This window comes from Lactovum miscens (assembly GCF_014202895.1).
GTDB lineage: Bacteria > Bacillota > Bacilli > Lactobacillales > Streptococcaceae > Lactovum > Lactovum miscens.
The window spans coordinates 25,377-45,873 of record NZ_JACHHV010000013.1 but is presented as its reverse complement, the minus strand read 5'-3'; the positions used below and the strand labels follow the sequence as shown (position 1 = coordinate 45,873).

18 protein-coding genes and 1 pseudogene are annotated in these 20,497 nt (G+C 35.6%); 14 read left to right on the top strand and 5 right to left on the bottom strand.

Features of this window, described 5'->3' with window-relative positions; translation table 11 throughout:
• Positions 1–190, top strand: a pseudogene (locus tag HNQ37_RS04685) (IS30 family transposase); the annotation flags it as partial.
• A 1,260-nt stretch (positions 191–1,450) separates the two neighbouring features.
• Here the strand turns inward: HNQ37_RS04685 and HNQ37_RS04680 are convergent.
• Complete coding sequence (locus HNQ37_RS04680) at positions 1,451–2,893, bottom strand: MDR family MFS transporter (RefSeq protein WP_183539785.1); 1,443 nt, start codon at positions 2,891–2,893, stop codon at positions 1,451–1,453.
• Positions 2,894–3,156: 263 nt separating this feature from the next.
• On the opposite strand from HNQ37_RS04680, the gene HNQ37_RS04675 reads away from it, so the two are divergent.
• Positions 3,157–3,804, top strand: coding sequence for a TetR/AcrR family transcriptional regulator (locus HNQ37_RS04675; RefSeq protein WP_183539783.1), 648 nt, complete (start codon positions 3,157–3,159; stop codon positions 3,802–3,804).
• Positions 3,805–3,916: 112 nt separating this feature from the next.
• On the opposite strand, the gene HNQ37_RS04670 is transcribed toward HNQ37_RS04675, so the two are convergent.
• Positions 3,917–4,465 (bottom strand): NADPH-dependent FMN reductase, encoded by a 549-nt coding sequence (locus HNQ37_RS04670; protein WP_343066570.1) that lies wholly within the window; start codon positions 4,463–4,465, stop codon positions 3,917–3,919.
• An 86-nt stretch (positions 4,466–4,551) separates the two neighbouring features.
• Here HNQ37_RS04670 and HNQ37_RS04665 point away from each other — a divergent pair, with 86 nt between their 5' ends.
• On the top strand, positions 4,552–4,989 hold the full coding sequence (locus HNQ37_RS04665; RefSeq protein WP_183539781.1) for a MarR family winged helix-turn-helix transcriptional regulator: 438 nt from the start codon (positions 4,552–4,554) through the stop codon (positions 4,987–4,989).
• A 1,220-nt stretch (positions 4,990–6,209) separates the two neighbouring features.
• On the opposite strand, the gene HNQ37_RS04660 is transcribed toward HNQ37_RS04665, so the two are convergent.
• On the bottom strand, positions 6,210–7,073 hold the full coding sequence (locus HNQ37_RS04660) for a metallophosphoesterase (RefSeq protein ID WP_183539779.1): 864 nt from the start codon (positions 7,071–7,073) through the stop codon (positions 6,210–6,212).
• Between the two features lie 67 nt (positions 7,074–7,140).
• On the opposite strand from HNQ37_RS04660, the gene queG reads away from it, so the two are divergent.
• The 4 genes from queG (at position 7,141) to ftsX (ending at position 11,202) form a co-directional block, all read left to right on the top strand.
• Positions 7,141–8,208, top strand: coding sequence for a tRNA epoxyqueuosine(34) reductase QueG (queG, locus tag HNQ37_RS04655; protein ID WP_183539777.1), 1,068 nt, complete (start codon positions 7,141–7,143; stop codon positions 8,206–8,208).
• Positions 8,209–8,277: 69 nt separating this feature from the next.
• Entirely contained in the window at positions 8,278–9,378 is a 1,101-nt protein-coding gene (gene prfB, locus HNQ37_RS04650) for a peptide chain release factor 2 (RefSeq protein WP_183539774.1), read from the top strand.
• A 203-nt stretch (positions 9,379–9,581) separates the two neighbouring features.
• Positions 9,582–10,274 (top strand): cell division ATP-binding protein FtsE, encoded by a 693-nt coding sequence (gene ftsE / locus HNQ37_RS04645; protein ID WP_183539772.1) that lies wholly within the window; start codon positions 9,582–9,584, stop codon positions 10,272–10,274.
• A complete protein-coding gene (ftsX, locus tag HNQ37_RS04640; protein ID WP_183539770.1) occupies positions 10,267–11,202 on the top strand; it encodes a permease-like cell division protein FtsX in 936 nt (311 codons plus the stop codon). The genes ftsE and ftsX overlap by 8 nt, the downstream gene beginning before the upstream one ends.
• 63 nt (positions 11,203–11,265) lie before the next feature.
• On the opposite strand, the gene plsY is transcribed toward ftsX, so the two are convergent.
• On the bottom strand, positions 11,266–11,913 hold the full coding sequence (plsY, locus tag HNQ37_RS04635) for a glycerol-3-phosphate 1-O-acyltransferase PlsY (protein ID WP_183539768.1): 648 nt from the start codon (positions 11,911–11,913) through the stop codon (positions 11,266–11,268).
• 55 nt (positions 11,914–11,968) lie between these two features.
• Here plsY and parE point away from each other — a divergent pair, with 55 nt between their 5' ends.
• The 7 genes from parE (at position 11,969) to HNQ37_RS04600 (ending at position 19,220) form a co-directional block, all read left to right on the top strand.
• Positions 11,969–13,909, top strand: coding sequence for a DNA topoisomerase IV subunit B (gene parE, locus HNQ37_RS04630; protein WP_183539766.1), 1,941 nt, complete (start codon positions 11,969–11,971; stop codon positions 13,907–13,909).
• A gap of 117 nt (positions 13,910–14,026) precedes the next feature.
• Positions 14,027–14,737: an XRE family transcriptional regulator gene (locus HNQ37_RS04625; protein WP_183539764.1), complete on the top strand. Its 711-nt coding sequence runs from the start codon at positions 14,027–14,029 to the stop codon at positions 14,735–14,737.
• Positions 14,738–14,745: 8 nt separating this feature from the next.
• Positions 14,746–15,849, top strand: coding sequence for a DNA polymerase IV (gene dinB / locus HNQ37_RS04620; RefSeq protein ID WP_183539762.1), 1,104 nt, complete (start codon positions 14,746–14,748; stop codon positions 15,847–15,849).
• A gap of 702 nt (positions 15,850–16,551) precedes the next feature.
• Entirely contained in the window at positions 16,552–16,776 is a 225-nt protein-coding gene (locus tag HNQ37_RS04615) for a YqgQ family protein (RefSeq protein WP_183539760.1), read from the top strand.
• Positions 16,777–16,806: 30 nt separating this feature from the next.
• Positions 16,807–17,778 (top strand): ROK family glucokinase, encoded by a 972-nt coding sequence (locus HNQ37_RS04610; RefSeq protein ID WP_183539758.1) that lies wholly within the window; start codon positions 16,807–16,809, stop codon positions 17,776–17,778.
• Positions 17,779–17,780: 2 nt separating this feature from the next.
• Positions 17,781–18,173 (top strand): rhodanese-like domain-containing protein, encoded by a 393-nt coding sequence (locus tag HNQ37_RS04605; protein ID WP_183539756.1) that lies wholly within the window; start codon positions 17,781–17,783, stop codon positions 18,171–18,173.
• Positions 18,174–18,323: 150 nt separating this feature from the next.
• Complete coding sequence (locus HNQ37_RS04600; RefSeq protein ID WP_183539754.1) at positions 18,324–19,220, top strand: class II fructose-bisphosphate aldolase; 897 nt, start codon at positions 18,324–18,326, stop codon at positions 19,218–19,220.
• 256 nt (positions 19,221–19,476) lie between these two features.
• Here the strand turns inward: HNQ37_RS04600 and HNQ37_RS08505 are convergent, their stop codons facing one another.
• Positions 19,477–20,256 (bottom strand): tyrosine-type recombinase/integrase, encoded by a 780-nt coding sequence (locus tag HNQ37_RS08505; RefSeq protein ID WP_246415599.1) that lies wholly within the window; start codon positions 20,254–20,256, stop codon positions 19,477–19,479.
• Between the last annotated feature and the right edge of the window lie 241 nt (positions 20,257–20,497).

Genomic DNA, 20,497 nt, shown 5'->3' with positions numbered 1-20,497 from the left:
TTGTCATGCCTATGCGAGCTTTGAGCGTGGAAGCAATGAGAATCATAACCGCATGATCAGACGTTTCTTACCCAAAGGAACAAAACAAACAACAGTTCAGGCTGTTGCTAAAATTGAGACTTGGATGAATCAATATCCAAGAAAAATGTTCAAGTATCAGACGCCATTTCAGATGTATCGGGGTGGCTAAATTAAATTTGCAATTTGCCTAAATAATAATATTAAGTAAATTATTAAAAATATTGTTGATAGATCTATTTTTATTTTATAACGTGGATCTCAGATTATAGACAAAGTCCTTACGATTTTGTCTTTTTTGATGTTTTAAAAGTAGCATGATAGTAGTAATTAAATGGAAGGAGTCACCGATTTTGTATTTTTTTTATATAATCATTCGTCTTAATTATCCATTATTTCCTTTATAAGTAAAATATTTTCTTTTGGAAGGCTTGTTCTGAATGATATTGGAAATTGAATAATTTAACCGTACTTCTATAACCATTCGAGCAATAACGGTTATGAATGTTTTGTTTTGGAAGCAGTACATCAATTGCGATCCAATATTCAAACACTTGCTTGTAAAATCTAATAAGTTGGGAACTATGATGAGTGAACTAGTTCTCGAAGATTTTTATGATTGCAAAAATTTTAGTTTCATCAGACAATATACAAAATATATTGGTAAATTGTTCAAACAATTAGACTACACCATCACCTTTCATCAGCCTAAGTTGGATCTGTTAAAAGAGCAGAATAAAGGTTTCATGCAGAAGATGTTCACTTGGAGTAATATTCCAAGTATAACTGAGGGTGAAATCTCTCAATTACGCCTTTTATTAGAGACTACAAGTTAATCAATTGGCAAAACTTATTTGATAGTATATTTGATCTGAAACGGTAAATTTCATATTTGTTTAGAGCCACCTTAAGAAACATTGAAAAAATCGAGTCGTGGTTGAAAAAAAGTCATAATGTACTTCTAAAAGCGGTCTTGATATAGATAAAAAGGTGATCAATTGGACTAGCGTTCAATTTACCAAGCACACCTTGGTCCTAACAAACTCAGGGTGGGCCTTTTCGTATAAACAAAAAATCAATTTTTAGAATATACGGCTAATTATTTGACACTTACTTTTTTAGTTGCGCCGTTAATATTGATAGTCGCCTGTGATAAAATAGCGATATGCATACCATCCCATAGCTCACCTATGATAATAACGCATAAAATAATGATCTAATAGCGGTGCATTGCTACAAATAGGCTTTTCTAGTGAAGAACCTTATTTTGATATGCAAAAATATTCGTGATACAAGCGCAGATATTTTATTGATTTTTATTTTTACTACTGAGTCTTGTGAATGCTTCAATAATCTCTCCATTTTAATCGAAGTTCGTACACTTATTTTCCTTAATGAAGCAGTTGCTTATCCTTTAATAAAGTAGGTAGCCTCAAGAGATTTTAGATTTTTGGTGTTTGCTTGTGAGGAATAGCGCGGGGATGGCGATAACTGCAAGAGCGATACAGCTTACAAGGAATCCCGTTTGATAACCCGTTATTTTAGCAAGGTTTGCAGCATTAACACTAGTATGACTTGTCATATAATTCAAGACAATCCCTGTCACGATCGCTGACATTACAGCGGAACCAAAGCTTGAGCCCACGTTTTGAATCATTCGATTTGCTACTCCTGCACCAGGAACATCTTTGGGTTCAATTCCAATATAGACATCGGTCATGAGTGGCATGAAAACACCACCAATTCCAAGACCACGGATAAAAAGGATAAGCACAATCCACCAGATGTTTGTTGAGCTTCCCCACCAAATCAGTGGAACAGATCCTATCAGCGAAACAGCAATACTTGCAAGGACAACTGGTCGAGCTCCAACTTTATCAATGAATTTCCCCGCAAGTGGTCGTGTTATGAGCATTCCTAGTCCCTGGGGAATCAAAATCATTCCTGCTTCAACCACTGTGAAATTTCGAACATTTTGAAAATAGAGGGGAAGCAATAACATAGCTCCATTGACCGCAAGTCCATTTAGGAAAATACCTATATTTGCCGCTGTAAAATTCCGTGATTCAAAGAATTTTAAGGGCATGACGGTATTATGTTTTCTTAATAAATCATAAATGATATAAGCTACAAGGCAAATAAGACTCACTCCACAAAACAACCACATTCCATGGCTTTCGAAAAAATGTGTCGCTTCAGATCCTTTGATAATTCCATACATAAAACTACTTGAAAAAGTAATCAAAATCAACGTTCCTATCCAATCTAGTTTGGAGGTAGGATTGAGTGGTGTCATTTTGGGGAGGTAATGCCAGATCAAGATAACCGCAATAATAACAATTGGAATATTGACAAAGAAAATCCAGTGCCAATTCAGGTATTGAACGATGAAGCCACCTATAACTGGTCCCAAAATAGGTCCTAAAATCATTGGTGTTCCCACAACAGCCATGAGTTGTCCGATCTTGTCTTTGGGAGTTACTGCAAATAAAAGTGTTGTGAGACAGGTAACAAGGATTCCTCCGAAAAATCCTTGTACCATTCGTGAAAGGATGAAGGCATCCACATTCCATGCGAATCCCGAAAGCACTGATCCTGCGCCGAAAAGAGCAACACAGATGGCAAAAATTTTCTTACCATCAAAATGATTCATGAGATAACCAGTAATTGGTACAGCAGCAGCTAGTGCTAAAGTGTAACCTGTGATTGCCCATTGAATCATATTTAGACTTGTATTGAGATCAAGTTGAAGCTTATTAATGGCGATATTCACCATGGTTGAATCTAGCATGGCTGGGATCGCTCCAATAACGAGAATCCACGCAATTCGAGTGAGCTCCTTCGGCAATTTTTCCTGTTTTACTTTTTTAGTCATTTATAAATCCTTCCTACAACAACTAGATACGTTCTGTATCTTATCTTTGTAAAAATCATTATAAAATTATTTTTTTATTTTGTCAAAAATAAGAAACTATTTGTATCTAATTAACAAAAGAATAGCATTATTGAGCTGATTGTAAGATGATATAAAGAAGACAAGAAGATCTTTATTTGTGATTTTTTGTGATATTTGATAAAATGAATACGAAAGAATAAGATATATTCCGTAGAAAATAATCTTCATTTTAGGAGAAGAAAATGACGCAAAAGCAGAGAAAAATAGAGGAACAATCTTCTGTTGTCCCCTCCCGAAGATCACGTAGAAGAGGATCTGAGTTAAATGGGGCAATTTATAATGCAACGATTGATCTTTTGGAAAAGAAAGGGTATGAGGCGGTTACCTTTCAAAATGTCGCTCAGTTGGCACATACAACCCGCAGTGTTATTTATCGCTACTGGGATAATAATTTTAGTCTGATTTATGAGGCGGCCCGGTATCACATTGAAAAAAATCCAAATTGGCATGGGGCAGTCATTGATCAAGTTTTCAACACGGGAAGCCTACGAGAGGATCTCATTACGATGGCGACCTACACGAGAGAAAATTCAAAGCTTTATCCCAAAAATTTTTTGTCGTTTATCTTTTTCGAACAATCACAAGGAAAAGGAATTTTGGATGATATGGTTTCTGAAATTACGAACAACAATCTTATTATTGTTGAACGAATTCTTGCACGGGCTCAAGAGCGTGGAGAAGCACGCGAGACTATTGGGCAAACTGCAAAAGTTCTTCCTTTTCAAATATTACGCTATCATATCATGATTGGTGGCGATCCGATTACAGATAAAGATATCATTGCCCTTGTAGATGAGGTTCTGCTTCCAATCTATAAAAAGGAAATCTAATGACCATAATCATTCCATAACTCACTTATGTAATAAGTGTGGAAAACAGCATAAGAACAAAGGTGTACTAATACAAAAATAGAGATTCATAAGAGATTCTCTATTTTTTATTCTATGAATGATGATTATTTAGGGAAAACAGATGAATAAATTCTTCTGAGACCATTTTAACTTGTGGACTTATAGAACCAAAGGAGGCGTTAATATCAATAAATTGATTTTTTTCATTAAACATCTCCTTCGAAATATTTAACGGTGGATTGACGGACATGTTATACATATTCAAGCCTTGTGTTACAAGTTTCATAGCAATGAGTGCTTGAAATCCGCCATGTCCCCCGTAAGGCATTAAACTGACGGGCTTGTTTTCCCATTCCATGTACAAATAATCCATTGCATTTTTTAAAACAGCTGGATATCCCCAATTATATTGAGGGAAAACGAGAACAAAGCCATCATATTTTTGAATAAGCTGACTCCATCTTTTGGTATGCTCTTTTTGGTAATTTCCTCTTGCGGGTATTTCTGGTTCATCTAAAAAAGGGAGATTGATTTGAGCTAAATCGATGATATCAATTTCTAAGGCGGGATGACACATCGTTTGTTTAACCCACTGTGCAATATCGCTCCCTATCCGATTAGGGCGGTTACTTCCTAAAATGAGCCCTATTTTTTGTCTCCCATTGAAGATTCTCCTCTTAAATTAAATGCGTGCGTATTGCACTAATTTAGTATATAATACTACCTATGATTAATCAAATTTTTGAATCTCTTATTGCTATCGTTGACTTCTTTAATGATCCAGAACAAGATGAAATTCTTTTAACAAAAGCAGGAGCTGCTTATGATAAAAACAGACTGCCTATCATTGTTAGAGTGGGGAGACAAAACTCCCTTAATGTTGGAGAATTAGCGAAGCAATTAGGGAAAAATCACTCTTCCGTTAGTCGACAAGTTGATAAATTAGAAGCTAAGGGACTCCTTTTTTCGTTGACTGACTCTTCTGATAAAAGGGTTCACAGAGTTTCACTCACTCCCATTGGTCAAGCACTCTATCAAGAGATTAATGAGGCTCGGTTTGAACTATTTGATGAACTGTTTAAGGGATTAAAGCAAGAAGACATTACTAAGCTTGCGGAAAGTTTAGAACAGTTAAAAAATCTATTATCAAAAGTTAAAAAATAGTTTTTTACCCCCCAAAAACTGATGTAGTCTCAACCTATACCTAAAATCCTGATATAATATTATTAAAGAAAAAAGAAATGGTGTTGAACATATGAGAATTAAGGATGTTGTAGGATAAGAAGTTTTGACACAAAGCTCTTTTTTAATTATTCAATGTATTTAATAAGAATGAACAACCAATCCTACTATACTTATAAATAAACGGTCTAAAACGAAGACATTTAAAGAACAAGCAACAGACTCAAACCAATAGGAAATCCTATTTTTTCAATATTGGTTAGTTAAAGACAGGATGATGCCATTTTATGACGAAAGTTTAGGTGACCTTTTTCTGACAATTTAAATACTAATAGGTAAATCTGAAATATAAAATATATCTTCGTTCATTTAGCTAGAAAAAGACTAGCCTGAGTTATTTATGAATGAATTTAATGATACTACGAATAATGGGACCCGTGATAATTAATTGCCAACAGGTTGCAAATGGAAATTTAATGTTTAAAGTAGTTAACCCTTTCTTATAGAACGGTAAATTACTACTCCTTTTAAAAGTAATCGTTGCAACCCCGACATGAGCAGGCACATAATAACAACTGTAAAAAATTGAATAGTTAATATGATTTTGAATCAGAGTGAAAATTGACTAGTTTGAGGGCAATAAAGCGTGCAAGACGCCCACCTAATGATTCTTGCAAAAATGTAACGAGACTACGAGTTTAGAAAAGGTGGCTTTTTGTAGCCAAGTAAGTATAAAAATGGTTATACGAAACTGGACAACATTCAAGTTGTTAGTGGTGAAATGTTCACTTATAAATTCAAAATTCCTCAAGAGTGTGATGACTATAACAATTTTGTAAAACAAATTAATCAGATCGAAAATAAGCTTAAAGCCGTAACCCTTTAATCGGATTTGAGGTTTTTCTTTTACACCCAAATTCTTTCTACCACATCATTCCCAATCTTTTAAAAATTCTAGAATCATTTTCCCAAAGTATCGAACCAATTTTCTAATTTATCAAAGATAACTACTTGATGCCAATACCTAGTTGTGTGTTATGAACACTTTGAAGTCCATCAAGATATTTATGAAACTGAAGCTAAAAAATTAAAGGAAAGCTAAATAAAATGGCACTCGATAATTCAAAATTCATTGTCCCTAAGGATATTATTCAAGGATATTTTTAAGCTTACAAATAGAAAACCATACAAATGCATTAGTTTTAAAAATTAAAGGTTGTCATTGCTGATCGAAATTCATCTTTTAAATGCTCTTTTTTATATTCTTTCCATTCAACTAGCTCCTTGATATGGTTATAATTTTTTTTAGGTTGTCGAATTGTATCATCCTGAAATTTTGGATATTTGATTAAAAATTTTCTCAATATCTCCCATTCATAAGTATAACCAAGAGGGCGGGCATGATAGTTTATTTGATCAATCACAGTGGGGTTGTATCTTTGGTGAATGTGTCCAAAAACGACATCTGTGATATTAGGGTATTTCAAGAAAGTTTCATGGAAAGTTTTCGACCCAAGGAATGCGTTAAAACGTTCGAATTTTTCATATCTCGTGTCAATGATAAAATGAGCATGTGGTACAAAATGTAAAGCGACAATCACGTCTCCTTCAAGACTATTAAGTACCTGATTGAGTTTTTCTAAAAGAATTTCAGTAGTCATTTGATCATCAAAATCTCGATGTATTTTTCGGTCAAAATAAAAATTGTCTTTGAAATGACCAATTTTACCAAGGTCACCTCCATAAAAACTATAATCATACCAACCATGAAAGGCGAGTAAAGTTTTATTTCCTAATTTTTTTATGAGAAAATCTTTTTTATCAATCTCATTCTCTGTTAGGCCAATCATATCATGATTACCGAGGTTATAAGTCACAATAAAACTCCGACTGAGCCTATTTAAATAGGGGAAGCTGATTCCATAAAGATCATTGCTAATATCACCAGCAAAGTGCAAATCAGTAACTTGCTCCTCTCGTAAGACTTCTTCAAATACTAAAAGTTCTTCTTCAGAAAAGTGATTTGAATCCATATGAAAATCGCTAATTATCGCCAATTTACTCATAAAGTGATTATACAAGAAAATCGATAATGAAGCTATAAACAGAGTTTTTCTATGTTAAAATTAAGATATGAATCTTAAAGAGTCTATCCAACAACTAGCTGCTGATTTAAACATCCAAAAAATAGGTTTTACAACAGCTGATAATTTTGAATATTTGCGCAAATCTCTGGAAAAGCAAAAAGAAAATGGGCATAGCTCTGGTTTTGAACACAAGAATATAGATGAGCGCCTTCATCCTCGACTTTTGGTGGAAGATGCAAAGACGATTATTTCAATTGCTTTGGCTTATCCTTCCAAAATGCCAAAGATGGACAAGACGGAATATCGACGAGGATCTTTTGCTCGTGCATCTTGGGGGGAAGACTATCATTTCATCTTAAGGCGAAAAATGGAATCTCTTGCGGAAGGAATTGAACGAATTGCCGGCAAATTTAATTACAAGGCTATGGTGGATACGGGTGAATTAATTGATACTGCTGTTGCAGCTCGATCAGGACTTGGTTTTATTGGGAAAAATGGTCTTTTAATTAGCAAAGAATATGGCTCTTGGATTTATCTAGGCGAACTCATTACCAATCTTGAGATTGAACCTGACAAGCCAGTAGATTACAGTTGTGGAGATTGTACTCGCTGTATTGATTTTTGCCCAACCAAAGCACTAATTGGTGATGGCACTTTAAATGCACCTCGGTGCCTGAGTTACCAAACCCAGGCTAAAGGCATCATGGATGAGGAATATCGGGAAAAGATAAAGACCGTGATTTATGGCTGTGATATTTGTCAATTGGTTTGTCCCTATAATCGTGGGATTGATAATCATTTCCATATTGAAATGGAATCAAATCCAGAACTTGTAAACCCAGAATTAATTCCTCTTCAAGATTTAAATAATCGTCAATTTAAAGAGAAATTTGGCATTTTGGCAGGAAGCTGGCGGGGAAAGAATCCTATTCAACGAAATGCCATTTATGCACTTGCAAATTCAAATGATAAGTCAGCCCTTCCTAAACTTAGGGAAATTGCTGCAACAGATAATCGAGACTATATTGTTGATGCGGCAAATTGGGCTATTGATAAATTGGAAAATAGAAGAAAACCCAAAGAGAAGCCAAATAAAGTTTATAAATTGCTCTGAGCCTTGTCAAATCAGGGCATTTTTTAATTTTTTAAAAAACTTGAACTAAAGTATGATAAAATATAATATATGGAATTACACGAAATTAAGAGAATCCTCGAAGAACAAAATAACAAGATTATTGAACTCTCTAAGTCGCTCAATCTCGACCGACTTGAAGAAGATATTGCTTTGCTTGACAATGACATGGTAGATCCAGATTTCTGGAATGACAACATTGCTGCTCAAAAAGTTATTGATAAATCTAACGCCTTAAAAGCTCAGTTCAATGGCTATAATGATATGAAAGAGTTGGTTGAGAATAATGAAGCCACTCTAGAGATGCTTCAAGAAGAGGAAGATGAAGAGCTCCATAAAGAGCTTGAAGAAATGACTAAAGAGCTTATTGACAAGATTTCAGCTTTTGAGATAGATATCTTGCTGAATAAGCCCTATGATCATATGAATGCGATTGTTGAAATCCATCCAGGTTCTGGCGGAACAGAAGCTCAAGACTGGGGCTCAATGCTCATGCGAATGTATACCCGTTGGGGAGAAGCACACGGATTTAAGGTGGAAATTCTTGATTACCAAGATGGAGATGTGGCTGGTCTTAAATCAGTGTCCATAAAGTTTGAGGGTCATAATGCATATGGTTACTTAAAGTCTGAAAAGGGTGTCCATCGTCTAGTTCGTATCTCTCCATTTGACTCGGCTAATCGTCGTCATACTTCATTCACTTCTATTGATGTGATGCCTGAACTTGACGATACGATAGAAATTGAAATTAACAAGTCGGATCTTCGTCGAGATACTTTTCACGCAGGCGGTGCAGGCGGACAGAATGTCAATAAAGTTACAACAGGTGTCCGGTATACTCATATTCCAACTGGACTTGTGGCTCAGTCTACCATTGATCGTACTCAATATGGAAATGATGAAATTGCCATGAACATGTTGAAGTCAAAACTCTATCAACTTGAGATGGAGAAAAAGCAAGCGGAGGTAGATGCGCTGCGTGGGGACCAATCAGAAATCAGCTGGGGCTCTCAAATTCGTTCCTATGTCTTTATGCCTTATCAACTTGTTAAAGATACTCGTACAGGATATGAAAATGGTCAAATTGATAAGGTTATGGATGGTGACATTGATGGTTTCATTGATGCTTACTTACGTTGGTTAACTCTATAAAACTTATTAGCCGAGAAGAGTAAAGAAAATAAGTAAAAATTTTCAATTTCCATTTTGAAAAAGTTGGATACTGTAGAATGTCTACAGCCTTTTATTACAAGGATTCTATAAGGTAACTGTTAGGCTCCTGTAATGAAAATGAAATAGTAATTGATAGTCCCTGTGTTATAATTATTAAAATCTTAGATTGGAGATTTGGCTTCATGCCTATTATTGAACTCAGAAATGTGACAAAGAAATATTCGAATGGTACAACTGCTCTTCGAGATATTTCAATTAATATTGAACCTGGTGAGTTTGCTTATCTAGTTGGTCCTTCTGGAGCAGGTAAGTCTACATTTATGCGACTGCTGTATCGTGAGTTAAAACCCGATAAGGGAACCGCAAAGATTGTTGATTTTGATCTCATTAAAATGAAAAAACGTCAAATTCCATTACTTCGGCGCTCGGTTGGTGTTGTTTTCCAAGATTACAAACTTCTCCATAAAAAAACAGTCTTTGAAAACATTTCCTATGCAATGGAAGTTGTTGGGAAAAAGCCTTATGAAATACGTAAACGTGTTATGGAAGTTCTTGATCTTGTTGGACTTAAGCATAAGGTGCGTTCTTTCCCAGAAGAGCTTTCTGGTGGTGAGCAACAACGAATTGCAATTGCACGTTCAATTGCTAACTCACCGAAACTTTTAATTGCAGATGAACCAACTGGTAACCTTGATCCCGAGAATTCATGGGAAATTATGAATTTGCTTGAACGCATCAACCTTCAAGGGACGACCGTTTTGATGGCGACTCATAATTCACAGATCGTAAACACTTTGAAACATCGGGTTATCGCTATTGAAAATGGACACATCGTCCGTGACCAAGAAGAAGGAGGATACGGATACGATGATTAGAATATTTTTTAGACATATCTGGGATTCTTTGAAGAACCTGAAGCGTAATGGTTGGATGACAGTGGCCGCTGTTTCATCAGTAATGATTACTTTGACACTTGTAGGTGTCTTCATGTCAGTTATCTTAAATACTACAAAATTGGCTGGAAATCTTGAAAATAATGTTCGTATCGTGGCCTACATGAAGCTTGATAGTCATGATCAATCAAAAACTATTGCTGACCCAAATGATGCGACAAAACAAATTCCGAACCCAAATTATCAAAGAATTTACAACGAAGTTAAGGCCGTCAAGAATGTTGAAAACCTGAAATTTTCAAGTAAAGAAGAACAGCTTAAGAATTTGACTGATTCATTAGGTAGCGTTTGGAATCTTTATAAAGGAGATGCAAACCCTCTTTATGATGCTTATATTATTCGTGCAAATGATTCAAAAAATGTTCAGCAAATAACAACAGATATTAAAAAAATTAGTGATATCTCTGATGTTAATAATGGTGGTGTCAACACGAAGCAAATTTTTGCCTTGTCAAACAACATTCAGACCTATGGTGGAATCTTTGCACTCTTGCTTGTTTTTGTTGCAATGTTCCTGATCTCAAATACTATTCGAATTACGATCATGTCACGTTCACGCGAAATTCAAATTATGCGTCTTGTTGGAGCAAAGAATTCCTATATCCGTTGGCCTTTCTTCTTAGAAGGTGCTTGGGTTGGTTTGCTTGGAGCTATTCTCCCGATTGTACTTATGTTCTTCCTCTATCGAATCGTTTATGCAGGCGTTCAACCTTCATTGACCACTCAAGAGCTTTATATGTACAAGCCTGAGGTCTTTCTTACAACTATGTCAATTGGTTTGGTGGCAATCGGTGTGGTCATTGGATCATTCGGAGCAACCATTTCAATGCGTCGTTATTTAAAAGCATAAGATTAATAGAAAACAAAAAGGAATCACATCAGTCTGATGTGATTCCTTTTTGTCATAAAAATTTTAATTTCGTTTATTTTGATGACTTAAATTGAAGCCAAAAGGAACAAGACTTTCTTGATGATCCCTAATTCGATTCATATTAGAACGATGCTTAACAAGAATGACAGCCGACATGATACAGATAATCAAAGAAAAAAACCAATTATAGTTATTTAGGATGAAATGAAAGGCCGGAAACACTGCAATTCCGAAAATCGCCGCAAAAGCTGCCGAAATACTTGAAAGACTAATCATTGAGAAAAGAATTAAAATAATTACAAAGACGATCAATAAGAAAAGAAGAAAGGTTGGCTGGTAGCCTAGAATAACACCCCCAGATGTTGCGACGGCCTTGCCTCCTTTAAACTTGTCAAAGATTGAAATCGTGTGGCCCAATACTGCAAGTAATCCAAAAATGAGAGGGGAAATTCCTTTAATATCAAAAAGAAATGACATTGGAAGCATGACGGCAAGAGTCCCCTTTAAGAGATCAATAATAAAGACTACCATCCCAGCTGTAACACCTAAAGTTCTAAAGGTATTAGTAGCCCCAGTATTCCCTGAGCCATGTTCGTGAAGGTCCTTGTGAAAGATCAGCTTACCAATCCAGAGACCAGAAGGGATAGATCCTAGCAGATAAGCAAGGAGGAGCGCGATTACTATATTCATATTTAAAATTATATCATATTAGGACCCTAAACAAATTGTGATATAATAACGCAGTATGACGGAAGATATTAATATTAATAAATACGATGACAGTTCTATTCAGGTCTTGGAGGGACTTGAAGCTGTAAGAAAACGTCCAGGTATGTATATCGGTTCAACCGATGGTACGGGACTTCATCATTTAGTCTGGGAAATCGTTGATAATGCAGTTGATGAGGCATTATCTGGGTTTGGAACTCGAATTGATGTTCAAATCAATAAAGATGGCTCTTTGACAGTTTCAGATCAAGGCCGGGGTATGCCAGTAGGCATACATGCTACAGGTATTCCCACTGTTGAGGTAATTTTTACTGTGCTTCATGCAGGTGGTAAATTTGGTCAAGGTGGGTATAAAACATCGGGTGGTCTTCATGGTGTAGGTTCCTCTGTTGTTAATGCTCTATCACGTTGGTTAGAAGTAGAGATAACTCGTGACGGTGGTATATATCTTCAGCGTTTTGAAAATGGTGGTCACCCTGTGACAACACTTGAGAAGATTGGCAAGGCGAATAAATCAGTCACTGGTACAAAAGTCACCTTTATGCCAGATGATCGAATTTTTTCAACAATTGATTTTAAATTTTCTACTATTCAAGAACGGTTGAAAGAATCAGCATTTTTGCTTAAAGAAGTCACTATGAGATTGACTGATGAGCGTTCAGGCGAAACAGATCAATTTCATTATGAAAATGGAGTCAAGGACTTTGTAGCTTATTTAAATGAAGACAAAGATACTTTGACATCAATTGTGGATATTGAAGGTGATGAGCAGGGGTTCCATCTTTCACTCGCTCTTCAGTACAATGATGGATATTCCGAGAATGTAATGAGTTTTGTGAATAATGTTCGCACCAAAGATGGTGGCTCACACGAGACTGGTTTTCGTTCAGCATTGACAAAGGTCATGAACGATTATGCACGTAAGCAAGGTCTACTAAAAGATAAAGATAAAAATCTTGAAGGTTCAGATTATCGAGAGGGATTGACTGCAGTTATCTCTTTACTTGTTCCTGAAGAACATCTTCAGTTTGAAGGTCAAACCAAAGATAAGCTCGGTTCACCATTGGCTCGTCCAATCGTCGACTCAATTGTGTCTGAAAAATTAACGTTTTTTATGCTGGAAAACGGTGAAATCGCTCAATCTTTAGTCCGTAAAGCTATTAAGGCACGAGAAGCACGTGAAGCGGCCCGTAAGGCGCGTGAAGATACACGAAATGGCAAGAAATCAAAGAAGGATAAAGGCCTCCTTTCGGGAAAACTAACTCCTGCTCAGTCAAAAAATCCAGCTAAGAATGAACTCTATTTGGTCGAAGGTGACTCAGCTGGTGGATCAGCTAAGCAAGGCCGTGACCGTAAATTTCAAGCAATTCTACCATTGCGTGGTAAGGTTATAAACACCGAAAAAGCAAATATGGCTGATATTCTCAAAAATGAAGAAATCAATACAATGATCTATACCATTGGTGCTGGTGTGGGGGCAGATTTTACCATAGAAGATGTCAATTATGATAAAGTCATCATCATGACTGATGCGGATGATGATGGGGCTCATATCCAAGTCCTTCTACTGACTTTTTTCTATCGTTATATGCGTCCATTGATTGAAGCGGGAAAGGTCTACATTGCCCTTCCTCCACTCTATAAGATGTCGCAAGGGAAAGGGAAATCTGAAAAAGTAGAATATGCGTGGTCAGATTCTGAACTTGACGAACTTCGTAAGAAATTTACCAAGGGAGGAACACTTCAGCGTTATAAGGGGCTTGGTGAAATGAATGCAGAGCAACTCTGGGAGACAACTATGAATCCAGAGACTCGTACACTTATCCAAGTATCAATTGATGATCTTGCACAGGCAGAACGACGTGTATCTGTTCTTATGGGGGATAAGGTCCCACCACGCCGTAAATGGATAGAGAGTAATGTAAAGTTCACTCTTGAAGAAGAAACAATATTTTGAGTCATCCTATGAATAAAAATATAGATAGATAAAATTTAACAAAATCAGTTGACAAAGGAAACTTTTGGTTATATAATTTAACCAGAAGTTTTTTAATATTAAAATGGAGAAAATGATATGAGTATCGGTGATAAATTGGAAGTTCTGCGCAAAGAGCATAAATTCACTCAAGAGCAGGTTGCAGAAATGGTTGGTGTCAGTCAAGTTTCTTATCGAAACTGGGAGAAAGATATAAAAAATCCTTCAGCAAATAATTTAGAGAAGATTGCAAAGGCCTTTCACGTGTCAACTGTTTATCTGCAAGATGACTCAGATGCTGGTGAACTAATTAATTTCTACAAGCAGTTACAACCTCTTCGTCAGAAATTAGTTACAGCTTTTGCGTCCAAGCAGCTTAAAGAACAGGATTCTACTTCAACTTTTGTACAAGAAGAAAAAACTTATTATGAGGTTAAAGTCTTCGAACGTGTTTCAGCTGGTCTGGGTACGGGAGTTATTGGGGATGGGGATTATGATACAATTTTAACTGATCAAAATCTTCCTCGCTATGATATTGCGACTTGGATTGATGGCGATTCTATGGAGCCAAAATTTGATAACCACTCTGTAGTTTTACTAAAGGATACCCAATTTGATTATGATGGGGCTGTTTACGCAGTTTACGTTCCAGAAAGTAACACGACTTATCTGAAGAGAGTCTATCGTGAAACAGAAGGCTTGCGCTTGGTTTCATACAATAAAAAATATCCAGATCGTTTTATCCCTTACGAAGACAATCCTCAAATAGTTGGTAAAGCCATCGGTAACTTTAATCCTGTTGCTGTTTAGTCATGTCAATGTTGACTTTTCCCCTTATCAATGATAGGTCACGAAAGATCATTCATATTGATATGGATGCCTTTTTTGCTTCAGTTGAGCAAAGAGACAATCCAGAATTAAGAGGAAAGCCTGTAATAATTGGGGCTAATCCTACAGAAACTGGAGGGAGAGGTGTCGTTTCCACTTGTAGCTATGAGGCTAGAAAGTTTGGAATCCATTCGGCTATGTCTTCAAAGGAAGCCTATGCACGTTGTCCACAGGCAATTTTCATTCATGGCAATTACAATAAGTATACGAGTATTTCTAAGCAAGTTGAAGCAATTTTTTACCGGTACACAGACAAGGTGCAAATGGCTTCGGTTGATGAAGCATATCTTGATGTGACAGAAAACAAAATTAACTCAACTTCAGCTGTAAAAATTGCTAAGTTGATTCAATATGATATTTTCCATGAGCTCCAGTTAACCAGTTCAGCAGGCGTTTCTTATAATAAATTTTTGGCAAAGATTGGTTCAGACTTTAAGAAACCTCATGGTTTAACTGTGATTAGACCAGAAGAAGCTGTTGACTTTATTGCGGAGTTGCCGATTGGAAAGTTTCATGGTGTTGGTAAAGCTTCAATCATTAAACTGAACGAAATAGGAATCTTTAAAGGAAAAGATGTCCAGAATATGGACCCATTGATTTTATCTCAACAACTTGGAGTATTTGGATGGTATCTTTATCTCAAGGCCAATGGAATTCATAACTCAGAAGTACATAACTCTAGGATTAGAAAGTCTATTAGTAAAGAAAAAACATTTTCAACCTTTTTGAAAAATGAGTTTGAAGTGCAGAAAGAACTAATTAAACTAAGCGAAAGAGTTACCGAAAGTTTGCAAAAACATCAGACTTCTGGAAACATTGTAGTCTTGAAAATTCGTTATGATGATTTTTCAACTTTTACAAAACGAAAAAAAATGCCAGAGCTTATTTATAATCAGGAATTACTTGAACAGGCAATCAATGAGATTTTAGAAACAATTAAATTTGAAGATAAAGAAATTCGTCTGTTGGGTATTACTGTAACAGGTTTTAAAGAAGAACAAGGAGAGCTAGATATTCCAGGTTTAGATTGGTAATAAAATCAAGACCATAAACTTTTCTTTAAGAGCTCTCATACTCTTTTTGAGATTTAATTTGAGTAGTGCTTGTAAAATTTATTATTTTGTTTTGATAATCTTAATATAAAAAATACATGATGTTGTAAAAAATCTAAATATGGATTGAATTTGTATGACCCATAGGGTTCAGTCAGAATAAGATGAATGTTACCCGTTATCAAACCTAGTAGTAAAATTGTTAAGAAGTGAACATTCAAAAATAAATTCATGATACTTAGATCAAGAAGGTTATTGCTATTTACAAGGCGTGAAATAAAAATTCTTGTAGGAAAATAAAAAATTCTATCTCATATCAACTAAAAGAAAGTCAAATGAAAATTAATGTTAGCCACATGAGTTAAAATTCTAATTTGTATAGCATTAACAATATTAATTTGATAGGCTTATGAAAAGTAGTGCGTATTCTGCCAAACTGAACCGTAGATTATTTTTAAGTGCAAATTTTAAAAAGCAAACGGCTCCTAATTAGATATCGATCAAATACAAGCTAAAGACAAATTCAAATATTTTAAGGTTTTAAAATAACCATGTTTGAAATATATTTTGAAATATTCAATGAATTTTTTTGTGAATTCTAGCATATGTGTAATAAACAGTGGGTATATTTTGAAAGTGCTTGCAAAGCTTGAAATATTTCATCAAAAACTGTAAAATAAAGAAATGCAAAGCCTTTTCGATGTTCAAGAGTGGATGAAAAAATTTGGTTATATCAATTTAATGCCAAATCGCCTTGATGCGATTTATTTTATGAAATTGGAATTAACAGAGCTTAAAAAGAGAGGGATCATTAAAGATAATGACCCCGAACTTTTTACGGCAAACCTCATTTTGCGCCGTGAAGCTCGAATTGAAGAAGATAAAGAAAAAGATCTAAAAAGTAATTAACACATATTCTTGCTAAAATAAGGAGAAAAAATGGCAAAGAAAATCATCGGAATCGATCTTGGTGGTACCTCAATTAAATTCGGCATTTTAACAGCTGATGGACAAGTTCAAGATAAATGGTCCGTAGCCACGAATGTTCTTGATGAAGGAAAGCATATTGTTCCAGACATTGTTGAATCAATCAATCATCGTCTTGAAATATATAAACTTGATAAAAATGACTTTTCCGGGGTTGGTATGGGGTCACCAGGTTCTGTTGACATTGAAAAGGGAACAGTCACAGGAGCATACAATCTTGGTTGGAAAACGACACAAGAAGTTGGCTCTGTAATCACCGCAGAGACAGGGTTGCCATTTGCCATTGATAACGATGCTAATGTTGCCGCTCTTGGAGAGCGCTGGGTTGGTGCTGGCGAAAATAATCCAGATGTTGTGTTCATCACACTTGGAACTGGTGTTGGTGGGGGAATCATTGCTGGAGGCAACCTTATTCATGGCATTGCTGGTGCAGGTGGTGAAATTGGTCACATTGTAGTTGTTCCTGAAGATGGTTTTGAATGTACTTGTGGTTCTAGAGGTTGTCTTGAGACGGTGGCTTCAGCAACAGGTGTAGTTCGCGTAGCTCGCCAAATGGCTGAAGAATTCGAAGGTGATTCATTAATTAAGAATGCACTTGATTCAGGTGAATCAGTGAGTTCAAAAGACATCTTTGTAGCAGCAGAAGATGGTGATCTCTTTGCTTCAAAGGTAGTAGACAAAGTTTCAATGTACCTCGGTTTAGCCTGTGGTAATCTCGGGAACACATTAAATCCAGATTCAATTGTAATCGGTGGTGGTGTTTCGGCAGCAGGTGAGTTCTTGAGAAAACAAATTGAAAGCTATTTTAAGAAGTTCACCTTTCCAACGGTGAGAAAGACAACGAGTATCAAACTCGCTACATTAGGAAATGATGCGGGTATTATTGGTGCAGCAAGTTTGGCAAAAAAATTTATTGAGGATTAAGTATGAATTGGATAGTTATTTTAGAGTGGATTGTTATTGTGGCTTTAGTGGTATATATGCTTATATGGCCACTTATTCGCCCACGTTTAGTTGCAAAAATTATTGATAATTTAGAATTTAATCAGAAAATCTCTGAAAATGCTCAGTTGATTGATGTTCGTGAGCCTGCTCAATTTCGACAAAAGCATATTTTGGGGGCTCGAAATATTCCAGCTAATCAGATTAAAGAATCTATTTCTTCGTTTCGTAAAGATACCGATATCTTGCTTTACGAGAACAGCCAAATGAAACTTACAACTGCCGCAGCTGGAAGACTTAAAAAAGCAGGGTTTAAAAATGTTTATATTTTGAAGACTGGCCTTTCTAAATGGGGTGGAAAAGTAAAACAAGGATAAATTTTTAGCAACTTTCAGATGATTTTCTGAAAGCTGTTTTTCAGAAAAAAATCAATGTTTTCAAGAAAGTTTTCAGGAAAAATATTTTTGTAAAATATTTCTCAAAATGTTATACTTTAGATGTAAATAAAAATTAAGGAGAACAATATAATGTCTATTGTTTCAGCTGAAAAGTTTATCCAAGCCGCACGTGATAACGGTTATGCAATTGGTGGTTTTAACACAAACAATCTTGAGTGGACTCAAGCTATCTTGCGCGCTGCAGAAGCTAAGAAAACTCCAGTTCTTATCCAAACTTCAATGGGTGCTGCTAAATACATGGGTGGCTACAAAATGTGTAAACTAATCATTGAGACTCTTGTAGAATCAATGGGTATCACAGTACCAGTTGCAATCCATCTTGATCATGGTCATTTTGAAGATGCTTTGGAATGTATCGAAGTTGGTTATACTTCATTGATGTTTGATGGTTCAAGCCTTCCAATTGAAGAAAACCTTGAAAAGTCTGCAATTATTATCGAAAAAGCTCATGCTAAAGGTATCTCTGTAGAGTGTGAAGTTGGTACTATTGGTGGTGAAGAAGATGGAATCGTCGGTGAAGGTGAGCTTGCACCAATTGGGGATGCTGTAGCAATGGCAAAGCTTGGCGTGGATTTCCTTGCTGCTGGTATTGGTAACATTCATGGTCCTTATCCAGAGAACTGGAAAGGTCTTCACATTGATCACTTGACAAAGCTTAATGAAGCACTTGTATCTGAATTGGGACATAACGTTCCTATCGTTCTTCACGGTGGTTCAGGTATCCCTGATGATCAAATTCGCGAAGCTATTGCTAATGGTGTTGCCAAGGTCAATGTTAACACTGAATGCCAACTTGTATTTGCAAGTGCTACACGCAAGTTTGTTAACAAATTTGATGCAAATGAAGCTGAATACATGAAGAAGAAACTCTTCGATCCACGTAAGTTCTTGAAAGATGGCTTTGATGCAATTACAACTTCAGTTGAAGAGCGTATTGATGTGTTTGGTTCAGCAAACAAAGCTTAATTAGCTTACAAAATAAGATTAAATCAACGTTTGTCACTTGTGACAGGCGTTTTTTAGTACAATTTTTTAGGTTTTGCCACACTTTTACCACGAATGATAAAAAGGCTTAGAATTAGTAGTTTAGATCCGATAAGACTGTGGTATTGCTATAAAAGCATTTGAAGCTTCTTTATGTTTCTAGGATGACTTGCAAAAATCTTTGCCACATTTTGCCACAAAAATAGGACGTATCTTATTTGATAAGTCCTATATAATGCTAATCAATCAGTGTGTCTATTGATTCTGTTATTGTATCACTCATTTTCTTTGTGATATGTGTATATATTTCTTCTGTGATTTTACTTCCTGATTTGTGACCTATATAGCGTTGAACAGCAATCAATGGAACTCCTTGCTCTGCCATATGGCTGACAAATGTATGGCGGAAAATATAAGGACTTATATGCTTGTTGAAGCTAAGTAGATTATCAATGTTTATACCAATTTTTTTAACGTGACCTGTTTTAGTAATTTTTCCAGTTTCGAAAGAATTAAGAAAATTATTTATCACGGAATAATAATGAAGAGGAGTACCATTATAATCGCTTTTATATGAATTCTTAGAAGTAAATATCCAGCCATTATCTTTATAGTCAGGGTAGCCTATAATATGGTGCTGATTGATTTCGATTTCTTCTTGGAGTAGAAGCAAACATTTTTGAGATAATTTAATGGTACGATAACTTTGTTTGTTTTTTACATCTCCCTCATAATCATCTTGGGAAGCTCCGCCATGTGTTGCACGAGTTTGCCTAATTGTAGCTAGAGCGATGTCAAAAGAGACAGCAGAAGTTTTTAATCTAAGAACTTCCCCGATGCGCATACCAGTAAGCACTTGAAATTCAAGAATTCGAGCATATTGCTGATTATACGTTCTGGCAATCGTTAGAACTTCATTTAGTTCATTTTTTTCTAAATAATGATTTTGAATATTACTATTTTCTAGCTGTTCGAGTTGTTCACTCAATCCTTTTTCTTCAATTGTTACAGAGGGCATTGGATTTTGTTCGGGTAAAATATAATTTTTCTTAATCGCAAAAGTATAGATTGAGCTTAAATCAGATTTGATTGATTGGGCTACGCGCTTATGATTTCCGATAGGATATAAATCATCAAGTAAGCTTTGGATTAGCTTTATAATGAATATTTTTCAAAAGGCTATCATGTGGAATAAATCGAGTAATATGATTGTTAAATCTTCCAACTTCTCCTGCGATAGTTTTGGGAGCTACTTTTTT